This is a genomic window from Actinospineispora acaciae DSM 45401, from assembly GCF_000620785.1.
Classification (GTDB): Bacteria; Actinomycetota; Actinomycetes; order Mycobacteriales; family Pseudonocardiaceae; genus Pseudonocardia; species Pseudonocardia acaciae.
On sequence record NZ_JIAI01000007.1, the window covers coordinates 417,109 to 432,133 of the forward strand.

Annotated in this window: 18 protein-coding genes; 7 read left to right on the forward strand and 11 right to left on the reverse strand. The window is 73.3% G+C overall.

The genetic code is table 11. The features are described 5' to 3' along the window. The first annotated feature begins 47 nt into the window (after positions 1-47). The gene (locus tag N912_RS0130015; RefSeq protein ID WP_245645494.1) at positions 48-632 is read left to right on the forward strand and encodes a MarR family winged helix-turn-helix transcriptional regulator; all 585 of its coding nucleotides are present in this window, start codon (positions 48-50) and stop codon (positions 630-632) included. Here the strand turns inward: N912_RS0130015 and N912_RS0130020 are convergent. Together N912_RS0130020 and N912_RS55625 are read right to left on the reverse strand one after the other, a co-directional pair. Then, the gene (locus tag N912_RS0130020) at positions 629-1,354 is read right to left on the reverse strand and encodes a B3/B4 domain-containing protein (protein ID WP_028925294.1); all 726 of its coding nucleotides are present in this window, start codon (positions 1,352-1,354) and stop codon (positions 629-631) included. The genes N912_RS0130015 and N912_RS0130020 overlap by 4 nt on opposite strands. Before the next feature lie 102 nt (positions 1,355-1,456). Further along, complete coding sequence (locus N912_RS55625) at positions 1,457-2,059, reverse strand: TetR/AcrR family transcriptional regulator (RefSeq protein WP_037067197.1); 603 nt, start codon at positions 2,057-2,059, stop codon at positions 1,457-1,459. 43 nt (positions 2,060-2,102) lie between these two features. On the opposite strand from N912_RS55625, the gene N912_RS55630 reads away from it, so the two are divergent. Next, positions 2,103-3,512, forward strand: a complete 1,410-nt coding sequence (locus tag N912_RS55630) for a flavin monoamine oxidase family protein (RefSeq protein WP_051580987.1) — start codon at positions 2,103-2,105, stop codon at positions 3,510-3,512. Here the strand turns inward: N912_RS55630 and N912_RS0130035 are convergent. The 5 genes from N912_RS0130035 to N912_RS0130055 all read right to left on the reverse strand — a co-directional run bounded on the left by N912_RS0130035 (position 3,487) and on the right by N912_RS0130055 (position 6,559). Next, positions 3,487-4,119, reverse strand: coding sequence for a C39 family peptidase (locus N912_RS0130035; protein ID WP_028925295.1), 633 nt, complete (start codon positions 4,117-4,119; stop codon positions 3,487-3,489). The genes N912_RS55630 and N912_RS0130035 overlap by 26 nt on opposite strands. After that, complete coding sequence (locus tag N912_RS0130040; RefSeq protein ID WP_084211331.1) at positions 4,116-4,802, reverse strand: M15 family metallopeptidase; 687 nt, start codon at positions 4,800-4,802, stop codon at positions 4,116-4,118. Before N912_RS0130040 ends, N912_RS0130035 begins: the two co-directional genes overlap by 4 nt. Before the next feature lie 107 nt (positions 4,803-4,909). Continuing rightward, complete coding sequence (locus tag N912_RS0130045; protein ID WP_028925297.1) at positions 4,910-5,341, reverse strand: hypothetical protein; 432 nt, start codon at positions 5,339-5,341, stop codon at positions 4,910-4,912. 72 nt (positions 5,342-5,413) lie between these two features. Next, positions 5,414-6,265 carry an alpha/beta fold hydrolase gene (locus N912_RS0130050; RefSeq protein WP_028925298.1) on the reverse strand — a complete coding sequence of 284 codons (852 nt, stop codon included), beginning with the start codon at positions 6,263-6,265 and terminating at the stop codon, positions 5,414-5,416. 42 nt (positions 6,266-6,307) lie between these two features. Further along, positions 6,308-6,559: a hypothetical protein gene (locus tag N912_RS0130055; protein WP_156994136.1), complete on the reverse strand. Its 252-nt coding sequence runs from the start codon at positions 6,557-6,559 to the stop codon at positions 6,308-6,310. Positions 6,560-6,754: 195 nt separating this feature from the next. Between N912_RS0130055 and N912_RS0130060 the strand changes: the two genes are divergently transcribed. Next, a complete protein-coding gene (locus tag N912_RS0130060) occupies positions 6,755-7,657 on the forward strand; it encodes a LysR substrate-binding domain-containing protein (RefSeq protein WP_028925300.1) in 903 nt (300 codons plus the stop codon). A gap of 6 nt (positions 7,658-7,663) precedes the next feature. Here N912_RS0130060 and N912_RS0130065 read toward each other — a convergent pair whose 3' ends face one another. Then, positions 7,664-8,008, reverse strand: coding sequence for an avidin-fold protein (locus N912_RS0130065; RefSeq protein ID WP_028925301.1), 345 nt, complete (start codon positions 8,006-8,008; stop codon positions 7,664-7,666). Positions 8,009-8,039: 31 nt separating this feature from the next. Continuing rightward, positions 8,040-8,762 (reverse strand): bleomycin resistance protein, encoded by a 723-nt coding sequence (locus N912_RS0130070; protein ID WP_211261432.1) that lies wholly within the window; start codon positions 8,760-8,762, stop codon positions 8,040-8,042. 53 nt (positions 8,763-8,815) lie between these two features. Here N912_RS0130070 and N912_RS0130075 point away from each other — a divergent pair, with 53 nt between their 5' ends. The 4 genes from N912_RS0130075 to N912_RS0130090 all read left to right on the forward strand — a co-directional run bounded on the left by N912_RS0130075 (position 8,816) and on the right by N912_RS0130090 (position 13,952). Continuing rightward, positions 8,816-9,577, forward strand: coding sequence for a TetR/AcrR family transcriptional regulator C-terminal domain-containing protein (locus N912_RS0130075; protein WP_169747978.1), 762 nt, complete (start codon positions 8,816-8,818; stop codon positions 9,575-9,577). A 122-nt stretch (positions 9,578-9,699) separates the two neighbouring features. Next, the gene (locus N912_RS0130080) at positions 9,700-11,031 is read left to right on the forward strand and encodes an MFS transporter (RefSeq protein WP_028925303.1); all 1,332 of its coding nucleotides are present in this window, start codon (positions 9,700-9,702) and stop codon (positions 11,029-11,031) included. After that, a complete protein-coding gene (locus N912_RS0130085; RefSeq protein ID WP_028925304.1) occupies positions 11,015-12,760 on the forward strand; it encodes an acyl-CoA dehydrogenase family protein in 1,746 nt (581 codons plus the stop codon). Before N912_RS0130080 ends, N912_RS0130085 begins: the two co-directional genes overlap by 17 nt. After that, positions 12,747-13,952, forward strand: a complete 1,206-nt coding sequence (locus N912_RS0130090) for a CaiB/BaiF CoA transferase family protein (RefSeq protein ID WP_028925305.1) — start codon at positions 12,747-12,749, stop codon at positions 13,950-13,952. Before N912_RS0130085 ends, N912_RS0130090 begins: the two co-directional genes overlap by 14 nt. Here the strand turns inward: N912_RS0130090 and N912_RS63875 are convergent. Both N912_RS63875 and N912_RS63880 read right to left on the reverse strand, forming a co-directional pair. Further along, a complete protein-coding gene (locus N912_RS63875) occupies positions 13,901-14,524 on the reverse strand; it encodes a hypothetical protein (RefSeq protein WP_064745434.1) in 624 nt (207 codons plus the stop codon). The two genes, N912_RS0130090 and N912_RS63875, sit on opposite strands and share 52 nt — an antisense overlap. Before the next feature lie 114 nt (positions 14,525-14,638). After that, positions 14,639-15,025: HNH endonuclease signature motif containing protein (locus N912_RS63880; protein ID WP_156994137.1), on the reverse strand; the 387-nt coding region annotated here is incomplete at its 5' end.

A 15,025-nucleotide genomic window follows, 5' to 3' on the forward strand; every position in this document is an offset into this window, starting at 1 on the left:
CAGCCACGCCGGGCGAAGCGCCACGGCCACCGCTAAAGTACTTTAACGTGCAGCAATCACAACCCCCAATTTCCGGCCGTGACCACGTCGACGAGGTGCTCGAGATGTGGGCGCGCGAGGCCCCGGGGCTGGACACCTCGCCGGTCGCCGTCGTCGCCAGGCTCGGGCGGGTGCGCGCGTACGTGGACCGCGAGCTGGACGAGGTGTTCGGCCGTTTCGGGCTGACCCGCCAGTCCTGGGACGTGCTGGCCTGCCTGCGCCGCGTCGGCGAGCCCTACCGGCTGACCCCGACCGAGATCAACCAGGCGGTCATGCGCACCTCGGGGGCGATCACCCACACGCTGCACGGCCTGGAGTACGCCGGACTGATCAGCCGCGTGCCGAACCCCGAGGACGGCCGCAGCATGCACGTCCAGCTCACCGAGGCCGGCCGTGAGCTGCTCACCCGCGTCGGCCCGGAGCACATGGCCAACGAACGCCGGATGCTCGCCCCGCTCACCGCCGACGAGCAGGCCACCCTCGCCGGCCTGCTGCGCAAGCTCCTGGTCGGGTTCGAGAGCCGCAGCCCCATGCCGCACGCCCCGCCGGCCAAACGCCGCCGCTACGCGAACATCCGGCTACCGCCGGACTAGCTCGCGCGCAGCACCCGGGTGGTGACGGCCGCGGCGGGGTTCAGCTCCAGCAGCAGTTCGGTAAGCCTGGCTCCGGCGTCCTCCAGGCCGGTCGGGCCGAGCGCCGGCAGGCCGTCCAGGATGAACACGGCGTGGGTGGTGTGGTCGGTGATCCGGGTGCGGTAGCACTGGCGCCAGTTCCAGCGACGGCAGGTGACGCCCTGGTCGTCGCGCCAGACCACCTCGCCCGGCTCGGGGTGCTCGACCACGCGTTCGCCGTGGGCGACGGTGTCGAAGTCCTCCGCGCCGGTGGCCAGGGTCAGGCGCAGCGGGCCGGCGTAGTGGTCCACGTCCTCACCGCCGATCGGGACCAGGTGGCCGATGGACACGGCGTTGTAGGCGTCGGTCAGCCGGTTCACCCTCGGCAGGCCCTGGTCGAGCCGCCGCAGCAGGGCCTCGACGCTGCACCGGGTCCGGTTGGGCTTGGCGCCGAACAGCCGAAACGCGTCGTGCCACTGGCGGATCTGCGGCAACGTGTCCGGGGCGGCGCCGTCGAGCCGTTCGCGGGCGGTCCGTTCGGCGTCGGCGAGCGCGCGCTCGCTGGCCGCGTCGGAGGGGCCGGACTCGAGGTCGTCGGCGACCACCAGGTAGGCGACGTAGTCCGGGTAGCGCGCGGCGACCTCGGGATCGATCGAGGCGGCGTCCAGCCACTCCCGCCGTGGGGCGGCGACGGACCGCGTCATGAGCCGGCCCTTCCGTCGAGCGGGCGGCGTTCGAGGATGTGGTCGACCGGCACGGATGGCCATTCTTCCGTCCGGACCTGTGCGGGCGCCGACCAGGGCCGGTCAGGGTGGGGCGGCCGGGAGTGCGTCGACCAGGGTGCGGGCGGCGTCCCGGGCGGCTCGGGCGCGCGCGGGATCGTCCAGGCCCTGCAGGTACAGCGCCCAGTGGCCCTCGACCAGGCAGGCCAGGCCGTAGGCGGTGCGGCCGACCTGGGCCGGGGTGGCGTGCGGGCGTTCGCGGCGGAGCTGCCGCTCGACCTCGGGCAACCAGCGGTCCCGCCAGAGCGCGAGCAGCCGGTCGCGCACGGACGGCTCGCGGGCGGCCAGCGCGACCAGCTCGGTCCACACCACGAGGTGCTCGCGCTGCTGGTAGAAGCCCGGTTCGAAGGCGAGGTCGAGCCTGTCCCGGAACGGCGCGCCCGGATCGCCCAGCACCATCGTCTCGCCGTAGCGGCCGACCACCTCGTCCAGGAACGCCCTGACCAGGGCGTCGCGGTCGCCGAAGTAGTGGAACACCAGGGTGCGCTGCAGGCCGGCCCGCTGCGCGACCTTGGCGACGGTGACCTCGGCCAGTCCGTGGCCGGCGACCTCGGCGGCCATGGCCTCCAGGATGTGCGCCCGGCGCTCGGCGGCCTTGCTCGGACGGCCGACTTTGTTTACTGTCACGACAGTCAATATATACAGGGCGGACGGCGGGGAGGAGCGAGCCATGCCGGGGCACGGCGCGGTCGAGATGGTCGAGGTGGCGGTGGTCGGCGCCGGGCTGTCCGGGCTGGTGGCGGCGCGGCGGCTGGTCCAGCGCGGGGTTCGGTCGGTGCTGGTGCTGGAGGCGTCCGACCGGGTCGGCGGGCGGGTGCTGAACCAGCGGGTGGACGCGGACACGATCGTCGAGGCGGGCGGTCAGTTCGTCGGGCCCGGCCAGGACCGGGTGCTCGCGCTGGCCGGCGAGCTCGGGGTGCCGACCTTCCCCACCTACGACCGCGGCCGCACGGTGCTGGTGCTCGGCGGGCGCCGGCACGCCTTCCGCGCGCTGCCCTACCGGTTCCCGCTGGCCATGGCGGACTTCCTGCGGGCGGCGGTCAGGCTGGGGACGGCCGCGCGGCGGGTCGACCCGCGCCGTCCGTGGGCGGCGCCGGACGCGGCCGCGCTGGATGCCGCGACCCTGGCCGACTTCGTCCGGCGCACCACCAGGACCGAGCCGGCGCGCAACCTGTTCACGCTGGTCAGCGCGGTGATCTTCGGCGGGGAGCCGGCCGAGGTGTCGCTGCTGGCGGCGCTGGCCCACATCCGCTCGACCGGCGGGCTGTACCGGCTGCTCGCGGTGCGCGGCGGCGCCCAGGAGCGGCGGCTGGCCGGCGGGTCGCACGAGCTCGCGCTGCGGATGTCCGCCCAGCTCGGCGACCGGGTGCGGCTGGGCCGCCCGGTGGCCGGGATCGAGCGGCGGGACGGCGGGGCGCGGCTGCTGATGCCCGGCGGCGGCGTAGTGAGCGCCCGGCGGGTGATCGTGGCGCTCGCCCCAGCCGACCGCGCCAGGATCGGCTTCGACCCGCCGCTGCCGGAGCCGGTCGCCACCGCGTACCGGCGCGCCGGCAGCCTCAGCGCGGTGCGGGTCAACGCCGTGTACGACCGGCCGTTCTGGCGCGAGGCGGGGCTCAACGGCCAGGCCCTCGCCGACACCGGCCCGGCCCCGCTGACCTTCGACAACTCACCGCCCGACGCCCACGTGGGCATCCTCACCACCTATCTCGCCGGCGCCACCGGCACCGCCGGCAACCGGCTGGCGCCGACGCAGCGCCAGCTCGACGACCCCGAGGCCCGCCGCGACGGCGTGCTGGACTGCCTGGCCGGCTACTTCGGCGAGCGCGCCCGTCGCCCGGTCGCCTACCTGGAGCACGACTGGCGGACCGAGCGCTTCCTCTCCGGCTGCCTGCCCCGCACCCCACCGGGCCTGCTCACCTCCGCCGGGCCGAGCCTGCGCGAGCATCCCGGCCCGATCGTGTGGGCCGGCTCCGAGCAGGCCGAGGCGTGGGATGGCTTCATGGACGGCGCGATCCGCTCCGGCGAGCGCGCCGCGAACCTGGTCGCCACCCAGGTCAGCGCCGGTACGGGCCGAGGGTGACGCCCCGGCCGCCGTAGAACCGCGCGAAGTCGGCGCGGCGGATGCGCGCGAACGACTGGTTGTGCGCCCGATCTCCCGACGGGTTGTGGATCACGATCTCGTCGCCGGTGTGGCCCACCACGAGCACCAGGTGACCGCCCGTACCCGGCGGGACCGGCGGCTCCGAGTCCGGCCACCGGACGCTCGCGTGCACCGAGGCCATAACCAGCGCACCGCCCTCGACCAGCTCGGTGATCTCGTCCAGCTCCAGCTCGGGACGGGACCGCGCGGCCAGGCCGAACCGCTCGGCCACGTACCGGGTGAACGGCTCGTAGATCAGCCCCTGGACGGAGTCCTCCCGCACCACGTACGCGCCGTGCGCCATGGCCTCCTTGGCCAGCACGACCAGCGGCCGGTCCCGCCCGGTCCAGTGGCTCAGCGCCATCTTCAGGCACGCCATGCCGCAGGCCCGCCAGCTCCAGAACTCGTACTCCCGAGGGTCCCGCGCCCCCGACCGCGACCAGAGCGGGTCGTCCCCGGCGCGCACGGTCCCGGCCAGGATGTCCGCGATGAGATCGGGCGACTCCCACTGCGCCCGGTAGGGCACGTCCCGAATGACGCCGGTCAATCGACGTACCTCGTGCCGTAGCGGGCGGCGGTTCCATTCGTCATCAGGCACCAATAGCGGTCGCCCAGCGACCAGTGCCACCATTCGGTCGGGTAGTTGGCGAACCCGGCGGTGGTGAGCGTCTCGATGAGCAGGTCGCGGTTGCGGCGCTGGTCGGGGCTCAGGTCGGCGGCCGCCGTGAAACACCTGCCCTGGCTTTCCTCGGGGTTGGCGTCCACCGGCGAGCCCATGTCGAGCTCCCGGCCCGCGGAGTCGCACAGCGTGATGTCCACGGCGCCGCCGGTGGTGTGCGGCGGCGCTCCCTCCGGGGGCGCGGTGAAGCGCGAGGCGAGCGTCCTGACCTCGTCGGGGCTCCGGTCGGGGTGTGCGAGCGCGAGCTTGTCCACGTACCTGTCGAACAGCCGCTGCTGCACGGCCGGCGCGCGGTAGCCGTCCACGACCAGGAAGGTCAGCCCGTCCGGGAGGGTCTCGACGGCGGCGGTGAGCCGGCGCGCCACCTCCTCGCGGACCAGGCAGCGCACGCCGGCCTGGGAGTGGCGCCGCGACTCGGTCCGGATCGCCTCGATGCGCGCGAGGTCGGCCATCGGCTCGCCGGACTCGACGATCGGGATCGCCGCCACCCTCGGGTCGCCCATGAGCACGACGCCGGGCGGCGGTTCGATGATTCGGTCAGGCTGCGTCATGTCGCTCCCCCCATCGCCGGCACGCTATCGCGCGGATCCCGTGTCGGCACGGGCACATGCACCCGGCCTCGACGCCGAGCCTCAATGCCGAGCCCCAACACCAAGCCTCAGTGCCGTCCCCGGTCGGCGTTGAGCGCCGTCCAGCCGCCGCCCTCCGCGAGCCGTTCCAGCACCGCCTCCACATGGTCGGCGAACACCGCCAGGTCCCGGTGCAGCAGCTCGGCCCGCCGGGGGTCGAGCGGCCCGTCGTCGTGCCGCCACAGCTCCATCGGCGCGAACCCCACGAAGTAGACCGACCGCAACATCCGCAGCAGCCTCTTCGACGGGTCCTCGGACGCCGCCAGGTACTCCGCCTCGATGTCCGAGCAGGCCGACAGCACGTCACCGATCCGGCGCACCGCATCCGCCGGCGTCCCCGACCAGTCCGCCCCCGGCCAGGCGGCGTCGCTGAGCTCCAGCCACAGCCGCCAGCCGGCCGCGACCTCGGCGTGATCGCGCGGCACCCACGGGTGTGGAACCCACGGCGCCGGCTCGGCCATTGGCCAACTATGCCCGAGCCCGCTCGCCCGCGACCAGCATGAATGAGCGAGTTCACGGGCCCGGACGGCGCACTACGCGGTGTGGTCCACCAGCGCCGGGATGACGATGTCCCAGACCTCGGGCGGTGGCATCTGGTGGCCGACGCCGGGCAGCGGGACCAGCTTGGCGTCCGGGATCTCGCGGGCCAGCGCCTCCCCGTGGCCGTAGGGGAACAGCGGGTCCTCGGTGCCGTGCATGACCAGCGTCGGCGCGGTGATCTCGCCGAGGCGCGGGCGGACCGGTTCGCCGCCCCCGACCATCCAGTGGTTCGCCGCGGCGGCCAGGTTCGGGGAGCGGTCGAAGGCGCGGCCCGCGATCCGGCGGATGCGCGGCTCGTCCACCGGGATGGTGCCGGCGAAGCCGCGTTCCCCGTCGATGAAGTACGCGATGACCGACTCGCGGTCGGCCCAGTCCGGGCCAGGGCCGGGCTCCTGGAACCGCCGCGCCAGCTCCGGGCTCATCGACGGCAGGCCGTCGCCGCCGGGCGAGGTGGAGATCAGGGTCAGCGTGGCCACCCTGGCTGGGTGGTGCACGGCCAGCGTCTGGGCGACCATGCCGCCCCCGGACATGCCCACGACGTGCGCCGAGCGCAGCCCGAGCGCGTCCAGCACGCCCACGGCGTCGGCCACCATGTCCGGCCCGGTGTACGGCGGAGCGCCGACCGGGAACGTGGTGGAACGGCCGGTGTCGCGGCTGTCGTAGCGGATGACGTAACGACCGGCGGAGGCGAGCCGCGTGCAGAGCTCGTCCTCCCACCAGTCCATGGACGCCTCCGCCCCGCCGATGAGAAGGATCGGCGGGGCGGCCGGGTCACCGAAGGCCTGCGCGCAGATGTCGATGCCGTTCACCGGCAGCATGCGCTCGTCGGGCGCGGGGTTGGTCATGGCGCCCACCTTGGCCTCTCACCCGGACGGGTGGCACGCCAATTAGAGTCCGATGGGGAGACTTCCCAGCAGCCCGCCGAGCATGTCGCCACCCCCGGCGCCGCCGGCCTCCTCGGAGCCGGCGCCCTCCGAGCTGGTGTCCGAGCTCGGCGCCTTCTTCTCCGAGCTGGTGCCCTTCGAACCGTCGTCGTGGCGGCCGTCGCCCGGCTCGTCGGCGAACGCCGCTCCGGCGCCCGCCACCAGTGCCCCGGCGGTGACGATTCCGGCAATGACCACGCGTGCGGTACGTGACATGCGAAACAGATCCCTTCCATTACGGGGAGCGAAGGCGCACACGCTAGTTACAGGACAATCACGATGTCGAATCGGGAACGTCACTGTCGCCCAATTCAGTGACGATGTTTGACGTTGCCGACCAGCGGGAACCGGCATATCTAATTGCGCGGGCAAAAACACGAGCACCGCTCGCACCGGGCAGGATCGTCGGCCATGGAGCTGCGTCATCTCGCCGCGTTCGTCGCGGTCGCCGAGGAGCTGCACTTCGGAAGGGCCGCGGCGCGGCTGCACATGGCCCAGTCGCCGCTGAGCCGGCAGATCCGGCTGCTGGAGCGCGACCTCGGGACGGCGCTGTTCGAGCGCAACACCCGATCGGTGGGCCTGACCGCCGAGGGCCGGGCGCTGCTGGAGCCGGCGCGCCGCGTGCTCGGCGAGGCGGCGGTGGCCCGGCGGGCGGTCGCGGCGGCCGGCCGGGGCGAGGTCGGCCGGATCACCGTGGGGTTCGCCGGGGCCAGCGGCTACAGCGCCGTTCCCCCGCTGACCCGGGCGGTGACCTCGGCGCTGCCCGGGGTGGAGCTGGTGCTGCGCGGGCACATGTACTCCGGGGAGGCGCTGGCCAGGGTCGCGGACGGCTCGCTGGACCTCGGGTTCGTGGCGCTGCCGGTGCGGGAGGGCATCGCGGCCAGGGTGGTGCGGGTGGAACGGCTGGAGGTGGCGCTGCCGGACACCCACCCGCTGGCCGGCCGGGACGAGATCGACCTGGCCGAGCTGTCCGGCGAGCCGTTCGTCACGTTCCCGGCGGCGCGCGGCTCGGCGGTCCGGGACGCGGCGATGCGGGCCTGCTTCCAGGCCGGGTTCACCCCGTCCATCACCCAGGAGGCACCGGACGTGTACAGCCTGCTGACGCTGGTCGGCGCCGGTGTCGGGGTCGGGATCGTGGTCCGCTCGGCGCGCAACATCCAGCTCGACCACGTGGTGTTCCGCCCGATCCGCAACCGGGTGCCGGCGCTGGACATCGCGCTGGCCTGGCGCGCGACCAACCCGTCCGCGGCACTGCGCGCGGTGCTCAGGGTGGCTGAGGAGGCCCTGCCCACGGCCGGGCCGACCGCCGGGTGACCGGGCTCAGTCGCGGATCTCCTCCACGGCGCTGGTGCCCGCGCCGGGTCGCGACTCCCACTCCCAGGTCTCGTCCATCCGCAGCCGGCCGTCCGCCAGCACCCGGACGGTGGACACGCAGTGCCCGCTGGACGTCTCGTTGCGGTCGTTGAGCTGGGAGTACCGGAAGTCCAGCCGGTCGCCGACCCGGGTGCCGACCAGGTATCCGCGCCGCACCGCGCCGCCCGAGTAGTGCGCCCAGACCTCGCCGTCGTCCTCGTGATACTCGAAGACGGTGCCCACCCCGACCTCGCCCGCCTCGACGTCCCCGACCGACCCGAACCGCCGGCCGTCGAGCGAGGTCTCGGTCATGAGCTACCTCCGGTGATCGTGAGCCGCCAGGCTACCGCCGGTCGGCCAGCTCGGCGGCCAGTTCGGCGGCGGTGGCCAGGTCGGTGGCGAGGGTGGCGCGGTCGGCGTCCGACAGCTCGATCGCGCCGACCTCGGCGAGCAGCGCGGCCGCCGCGTCCCGGTCGCCGGTGCGCATCCGCAGCTCGGCGAGGTAGACCAGCGCGGGCAGCCGCCTCGGCGGCGCGGCGTCGGCGTGCCTGGCCAGCCCGTTCACCAGCACCCGGATGCCGGCGTGCTCGTCGCCGTGCGAGTCGGCCTGGCGGGCCGCGGCGGCCACCACCCGCGCGAGCCTGTCGTCGTCCCTGGTCTCGGCCGGGTCCTCCTCGGTGTCGCCGAGCCTGCTGATCCGCAGCCAGTTCCCGCCCGGGTCGACGACCGTGAAGCCGGCCGTGGTGCCCTGCCGGCGCCGTGGCCGGGTCATCCTCGGGATCCCGGACACCGGCACCTTCCCGAACGCCGCCCGCAGCCCGGCGCTGAACGCCGCGTGCAGCTCCCCCGTGTCCGGGACGAGCACGCCCACGTTCCCCAGCGACCCGCCGGGGTCGAACCCCGGCACCGAGAAGAAGTGCAGCTCGATGCCGCCTCGGCGGACCACCGCATAGGGGTTGGGGCGCCGCTGCCGGTAGGTCTGGTCGAACCCGAGCGCGGCGTAGAACGGCAGCACGTCGTCGAGGTCGCGGCAGGGCAGCATCGGGATGGTCAGCTCGGTGGGCACCAAAATAACGTACGCTGTTCGACGTATTTGGTGAAACGATGTGGAGGTCGGCGGTGGAGTACGCCGGACGCGGTGACCCGGCGCGCACGATGGCGCTGCTCTGGGACGGGCTGCCCACGCCGCGACGGGGGCCTCGGCAACGGCTCGACCTGCACGACATCGTCGACGCCGCGATCGCCGAGGCGGACCGGGCCGGGCCGGCCGCGCTCTCGATCCGGGGGCTCGCCCAGGCGCTCGGCATCGGCGCCGCGTCGCTGTACACCTACGTGCCGGGCAAGGCGGAGCTGCTGGAGCTGATGGTGGACCGGGTGGTCGGCACCCAGGACCTGCCCACCGCCGACGACGGCTGGCGGGCCGGCCTGCGCGAGCTGGCCCTGTCCGACCTGGCCGCCTTTCGCGCCCACCCCTGGCTGTTGCGGGTGGCGACCTCGCGCACGGTGTTCGGCCCGCACGTGCTGGCCCGGTACGACGCCGCGCTGGCCCTGCTCGACGGGCGGGGGCTGGCGGCGATCGAGGTGGTCGGCTGCGTCGGCGCCGTCGAGTCGTACACCCGGGGCGCCGCGGCGGCGGTCGTCGAGGCCGAGCAGGCTCCGGTGCAGACCGGGAGCAGCGACGACGAGTGGTGGCAGGGCCTCGTCCCGCTGCTGGAGGAACGCATGAACGGGCGCTTTCCCCGGCTCGCCGCGCTCGACGCGGCCGGGGCATTCTCGGTGTCCAGCTCCGCGCTGCCCTACACGCTGCAACGGGCGCTGGACCGTTTCGCCTTCGGGCTCGACCTCGTGCTGGACTCGATCGCGGCCCGGATCCCGACCTGATCGAGATCGAACAGGTCTCACCGGAGGCCGGAATCGGTCCTGGACAGGTCTCAGCGGCGGCTGTCAGGGTGACGACGGGGGCGCCCACCACGGCGGCGACCGCCGATGGGGAGGAGCCCGCGATGACGCAACAGGTCGGCGAGGACGCCGACACCCCGGCCGGCCAGCCGACCAGGGGCGAGGCGCGGCGGGCCGGGATCGCGGCGTTCATCGGCACTACCATCGAGTGGTTCGACTTCTACATCTACGGCTCGGCGTCCGCGCTGGTCCTCGGCAAGATCTTCTTCCCGGCCATGTCGCCGGCGCTGGGCACGCTGGCCGCGTTCGGCACGTTCTGGGTCGGGTTCCTGGCCCGGCCGCTCGGCGGGCTGGTGTTCGGGCACTTCGGCGACCGGTTCGGGCGCAAGCGGGCGCTGGTGGTCACGCTGGTGATGATGGGCGCGGCCACGTTCTGCGTGGGCCTGCTGCCCGGGTACGCGCAGATCGGCGCGGCGGCCCCGATCACACTGATCGCGCTGCGGATGCTGCAGGGCGTGGCCATGGGCGGCGAGTGGGGCGGCGCGGTGCTCATCGCCACCGAGTACGCCCCGCCCGGGCGCAAGATCCTCTACGGCGCGTTCGCCCAGCAGGGCTCACCGGCCGGGAACCTGCTGGCCACGCTCGCGTTCCTGGCCATCGCCCAGCTGTCCGAGCCGGCGTTCTCCAGCTGGGGCTGGCGGGTGCCGTTCCTGGCGTCGGCGGTGCTGGTATTCGTCGGGCTGTTCATCCGGCTGCGGCTGGCCGAGACGCCGGAGATGAACCGGGTGCTGGCCGCCCGCACGGTGTCCCGGCTGCCGATCCGCGACGTGCTCTCCCGCTACCCGCTGCTGGTCGCGCTGGGCGTGGGCGCCGGCACCGCCGGGGTGGCGATCACGTACGTGAAGACCACGTTCGCGCTGTCCTGGGCGACCACCGAGCTGCGCTTCGACAAGTCCTCGTTCCTGACGATCATCACGGTGGCGCTGGTCGTCCAGGTGATCGTCCAGCCGTTCGGCGCTGTGCTGGCCAGCAAGATCGACCTGCGCCGCGCCATCCTGTGGATGCTGCTGCCCGAGCTGGTGCTGCTGCCCGCGATGTTCATGCTCATCCAGACCGGCTCGTTCCCTCTTGCCATGATCGGGATGGCGGTGGCGACGTTCCCGCACGCCATGTACTACGCCGCGCTGGCCGGCATCCTCGCCCAGGTCTTCCCGGTCGCGATCCGCTACACCGGGATGTCCATGTGCTACCAGCTGAGCACCACGCTGTTCGCCGGCACCGCGCCCGTGCTCTGCCAGTCGCTGCTCACCGCGACCGGGTCCATCTGGCCGGTGGTCGCGGTGGGCGTCGGGTACGTGCTCATCTCGATCGTCTCCGTGCTCGCGCTGGTCGCGCGCACGTGGACCCCGGGAGGAAACGATGAACTTCGCGTCTGACGACCCCGCGCTGCGGCCTTTCCTGGCCCGGCTGCTCCCGGCGGACGACCTGGCCCGGCTGGAGCCGGTGCTGGACGAGCTGGGCGGGCTCGCGGCCGGCGAGCTGGACCGGCTGGCCGCGACCGCCGACGCCAACCCGCCCCGGCTGCGCCAGTACGACCCGACCGGCGAGCGGATCGACGAGGTGGAGTTCCACCCGGCGTACCAGCGGATGGCCGAGCTGGCGTTCGAGCGGTTCGGGCTGGCCGCGATGTCGCACCGGCCCGGGGTGCTCGGCTGGCCGACCCCGGTGCCGCACGTGGTCAAGTACGCGCTGTCCTACCTGTTCGTGCAGGCCGAGTTCGGGCTGGCCTGCCCGGTGAACATGACCGACTCGGCGGCGCGGGTGCTGCGGTTGTTCGACGCCGACCGCTCCGCCGCCGAGATCGCCGCGCTCACCTCCACGTCGCCGGGCCATGCGACCGGCGCCATGTTCATGACCGAGCGACAGGGCGGTACGGACGTCGGCCTGACCGCCACCGAGGCGACCGGCCACGGCACCCACTGGACGCTGCGCGGGCGCAAGTGGTTCTGCTCGAACGTCTCCGCCGAGGTGATCCTGACCCTGGCCCGGGTGCCCGGCCAGGGCGAGGGCACCCGGGGGCTGGGGATGTTCCTGGTGCCGAGGGTGCGGCCGGACGGCACCCGCAACGCGGTGCGCATCGACCGGCTCAAGGACAAGCTCGGCACCCGCTCGATGGCCAGCGGCGAGGTCACCCTGGAGGACGCCTGGGCGCGGCCGGTCGGCTCGCTGACGAACGGCTTCCGGCAGATGGCCGAGATGGTCAACGCCTCGCGGCTGTCCAACGCGATGCGGGCCACCGCGCTGATGCGCCGCGCGGTGTCCGAGTCGGTCCGGCACACCAGGGCGCGGGAGGTGTTCGGCCGGCCGCTGTTCGAGCAGCCGCTGATGCGCGCGACGCTGCTGCCGCTGATGCTGGACACCGAGGCGGGCCTGGCGATGGTGCTGGACTGCGCGGGCGTGCTGGACCGGGCGGACGCGGGCGACGACGAGGCGCGCGGGCTGGTGCGGGTGCTCACGCCGCTGGCCAAGTACACGCTGTGCAAGCGGGCCCGCTCGGTGACCGGCGAGGCGATGGAGATCCGGGGCGGGAACGGTTACATCGAGGACTGGGTGAACCCCCGGCTGCTGCGCGACGCCCACCTCGGGTCGATCTGGGAGGGCTCGTCCAACGTGATAGCCCTGGACGTGCTGCGCTGCATGCGCCGCGACGGGGCGCACCGGCTGGTTGCGGGGGTGTACGGATCGCGCGCGTCGTCGGTGGGCGGTACGGCCTCGGCGCTGCTCACCCGGCACTGGGACGAGCTGCGCGCGCGTGGCGACCGGCTGCTGGAGCTGCCGCTGGACGAGCAGGAGGTCGGGATCGCCCGCTATGCGTCGTCGCTCAGCGCGGCCGTGATGGCCACCCTGCTGGTCGAGCACGCCGAGCACGAGATCTCTCAGGGTCACGGCCACCGGGCGCTGCTGGTCGCGCACGCTTACCTTGGTCGTGTGCTCGGTGATGGCGACGCCCCGAACCGCGGGGCGCTGGCCCACCTGGACGCGCTCGCGGACGGCACCGCCGTGCCCCGGGACGCCGCCCTCGCCGCCCTGCCCGTCGAGTCCGCCGAGCCCGCCGAGTCCGTCGAGTCCGCCGAGGAGCTGAGCCGGAGCCATGCCCGAACCTGACCGTCCGAGCCCGCTGGCCGGAGTCCGCGTCGTCGACCTGTCCAAGATCCTCGCCGGCCCGTACGCCACCATGTCGCTGGCCGACCTGGGCGCCGACGTGATCAAGGTCGAGCATCCGGACGGCGGCGACCCCACCCGCCGCTGGGGCCCGCCGTTCCAGGGCCCGGACGCCACCTACTACCTGGCCGCGAACCGGGGCAAACGCTCGGTCACCCTGGACCTGAAGTCCCCGGAAGGCCAGGAGGCCGCCCACAAGCTGATCGCCGGCGCCGACGTGGTCGTGGAGAACTTCCGCCCGGGCAGCTCGCTGCAGCGGGCGTTCCGCTACGACGAGCTGTCCCGCGCCCACCCCCGCCTGGTGGTGCTGCACATCTCCGCCTACGGCGAGGCCGGCCCGCTCGCCGGCGAACCGGGCTACGACATGATCGCCCAGGCGATGGCCGGCCTGATGTCCCTGACCGGCGAGGCCGACGGCCCCCCGGTCAAGGCCGGCTACGCCATGGGCGACCTCGGCGCCGCCCTGTTCGGCACCATCGGCGTGCTGTCCGCCCTGGTCGAGCGCGACCGCACCGGCCGAGGCCAGTACGTCACCACATCCCTGTACGAATCCCAGCTAGCCCTGCACATCAACTGGGCAACCGGCATGTTCGCCACCGGCGAGACCCCGCACCGCCTCGGCTCCGGCCACCCCAACCTGGTCCCCTACCAGGCCTACCCCACCAAGGACGGCCACCTCGTCATCGCCGTCGGCAACGACGCCCTGTGGCAACGCCTGTGCACCGTCCTGAACCGCCCCGACCTGGCCGCCGACCAGCGCCTGTCCACGAACTCCGGCCGAGTCCAACACCGCGCCGAGCTGACCACCGCCCTGGAACAAACGCTCGCCACCGCGACCACCGCACACTGGACCGACCTACTGGGCGCCGCCGGAGTGCCCGCCGCCCCCATCCGCGACCTCGCCGAGGTCTACGCCTGCCCCCAGACCGACGCGCTGGGCATCGTCCAGAACGTCGCGCACCCCGAGGTCGGCCCGCTGCGCCAGGTCGGTTTCCCGGTCTCCTACCGGGGCGCGCGCCCGGTCCCCCGCTCCGCCCCGCCCACCCTCGGCCAACACAACCACGAGGTCCTCACCGAGCTGGGCTACGACGAGGACGCGATCCGCCGGCTCACCTCCGGCCCAACCGGCTCGTAACCACCGCGCCAGTACCGCCACCCCAGATACAGGAACGGCACCACCAGCAGCACATCAACCAGGTGCGCCACGCCGGCCTCCCGAGTGATCCTGCTGACCGGAAACGCCACCGCCCCCACACAGACCAACACCCCCACCCACGTGGGCGCCGCACGCCCCCTGACCAGCATTCCCCCCAACATCAACAGACTCAACGGAAACAACGGCCCCGACCAGAACAACAACACCCCGGACTCCACCGGATGCTCCGCAAACCTCTCCAGCGCAACCTCGCGCGGCACCGCGAACGCCGCCTCGAAGAAGTCCCGCCCGCCGAACAACGCCCCGGAGAACGCCCCCGCCAGCATGACCAACATCCAGACCGAGACCACCGAAGGCGCCCACCTGGCCAGCGGCTCGCGCAGCCCCACCAGCCCGTACGCCCACACCATCGTCCCGACCGCGACCAGCATCCCCCCGGTGACCCCGTACTTCCCGCCCACCCAGAAGAACGTCGACACCGCGAACACCACCGGCCCGAGCACCAGCGCCGCACCGGTGAGCCGGGACGGCAGCGCAGGGTTCGTATCCATAGCCGCCGAGCCTGACACCACCGAGACCGCCGCCGCCAAGAAATACCGGCAGGTCGCCGCGGCCTGAACACCGTGACCTCCGACGCCGCCGTCCGAGCACACGACCCTCAAGATCTAGCCGGCGCGTACGTGTTCGTATGGTTTGGGTTTTCGTCGTGGCGTTTGGGTGTAGTCCAGCCACTTCGGCGGGATGAACTCTGGCCACCCGTCGACCATTCTGATCGTCCAGCCGGCGCGGTGAACCATCCGGTGGTGGGTGACGCACAACAGCACCATCGAATGGACGGCCGTGCGGCCTCGGTGAGCCCAGTGCACGACGTGATGAACTTGGCATCGGTATGCCTTGGCGTCGCAGCCGGGGTAGGCGCAGCCGCGGTCTCGTGCGGTGAGCCCGTCGCGTTGTGGTTTGGTGGCCGTGCGCTGTGTGCGGCCGACGTCGAGGACTTCGCTGTTGCCGCCCAACACCACCGGCACGACGCAGGCGTCGCAGAGCAACCGTCG

What these genes read in the sequence shown, in the direction of transcription:
- N912_RS0130020 (WP_028925294.1), bottom strand. Translation starts at nt 1,354, where the DNA reads ATGACGCGGTCCGTCGCCGCCCCACGGCGGGAGTGGCTGGACGCCGCC.
- N912_RS55630 (WP_051580987.1), top strand. Translation starts at nt 2,103, where the DNA reads ATGCCGGGGCACGGCGCGGTCGAGATGGTCGAGGTGGCGGTGGTCGGC.
- N912_RS0130040 (WP_084211331.1), bottom strand. Translation starts at nt 4,802, where the DNA reads ATGACGCAGCCTGACCGAATCATCGAACCGCCGCCCGGCGTCGTGCTC.
- N912_RS0130045 (WP_028925297.1), bottom strand. Translation starts at nt 5,341, where the DNA reads ATGGCCGAGCCGGCGCCGTGGGTTCCACACCCGTGGGTGCCGCGCGAT.
- N912_RS0130050 (WP_028925298.1), bottom strand. Translation starts at nt 6,265, where the DNA reads ATGACCAACCCCGCGCCCGACGAGCGCATGCTGCCGGTGAACGGCATC.
- N912_RS0130055 (WP_156994136.1), bottom strand. Translation starts at nt 6,559, where the DNA reads ATGTCACGTACCGCACGCGTGGTCATTGCCGGAATCGTCACCGCCGGG.
- N912_RS0130060 (WP_028925300.1), top strand. Translation starts at nt 6,755, where the DNA reads ATGGAGCTGCGTCATCTCGCCGCGTTCGTCGCGGTCGCCGAGGAGCTG.
- N912_RS0130065 (WP_028925301.1), bottom strand. Translation starts at nt 8,008, where the DNA reads ATGACCGAGACCTCGCTCGACGGCCGGCGGTTCGGGTCGGTCGGGGAC.
- N912_RS0130080 (WP_028925303.1), top strand. Translation starts at nt 9,700, where the DNA reads ATGACGCAACAGGTCGGCGAGGACGCCGACACCCCGGCCGGCCAGCCG.
- N912_RS0130085 (WP_028925304.1), top strand. Translation starts at nt 11,015, where the DNA reads ATGAACTTCGCGTCTGACGACCCCGCGCTGCGGCCTTTCCTGGCCCGG.
- N912_RS0130090 (WP_028925305.1), top strand. Translation starts at nt 12,747, where the DNA reads ATGCCCGAACCTGACCGTCCGAGCCCGCTGGCCGGAGTCCGCGTCGTC.
- N912_RS63875 (WP_064745434.1), bottom strand. Translation starts at nt 14,524, where the DNA reads ATGGATACGAACCCTGCGCTGCCGTCCCGGCTCACCGGTGCGGCGCTG.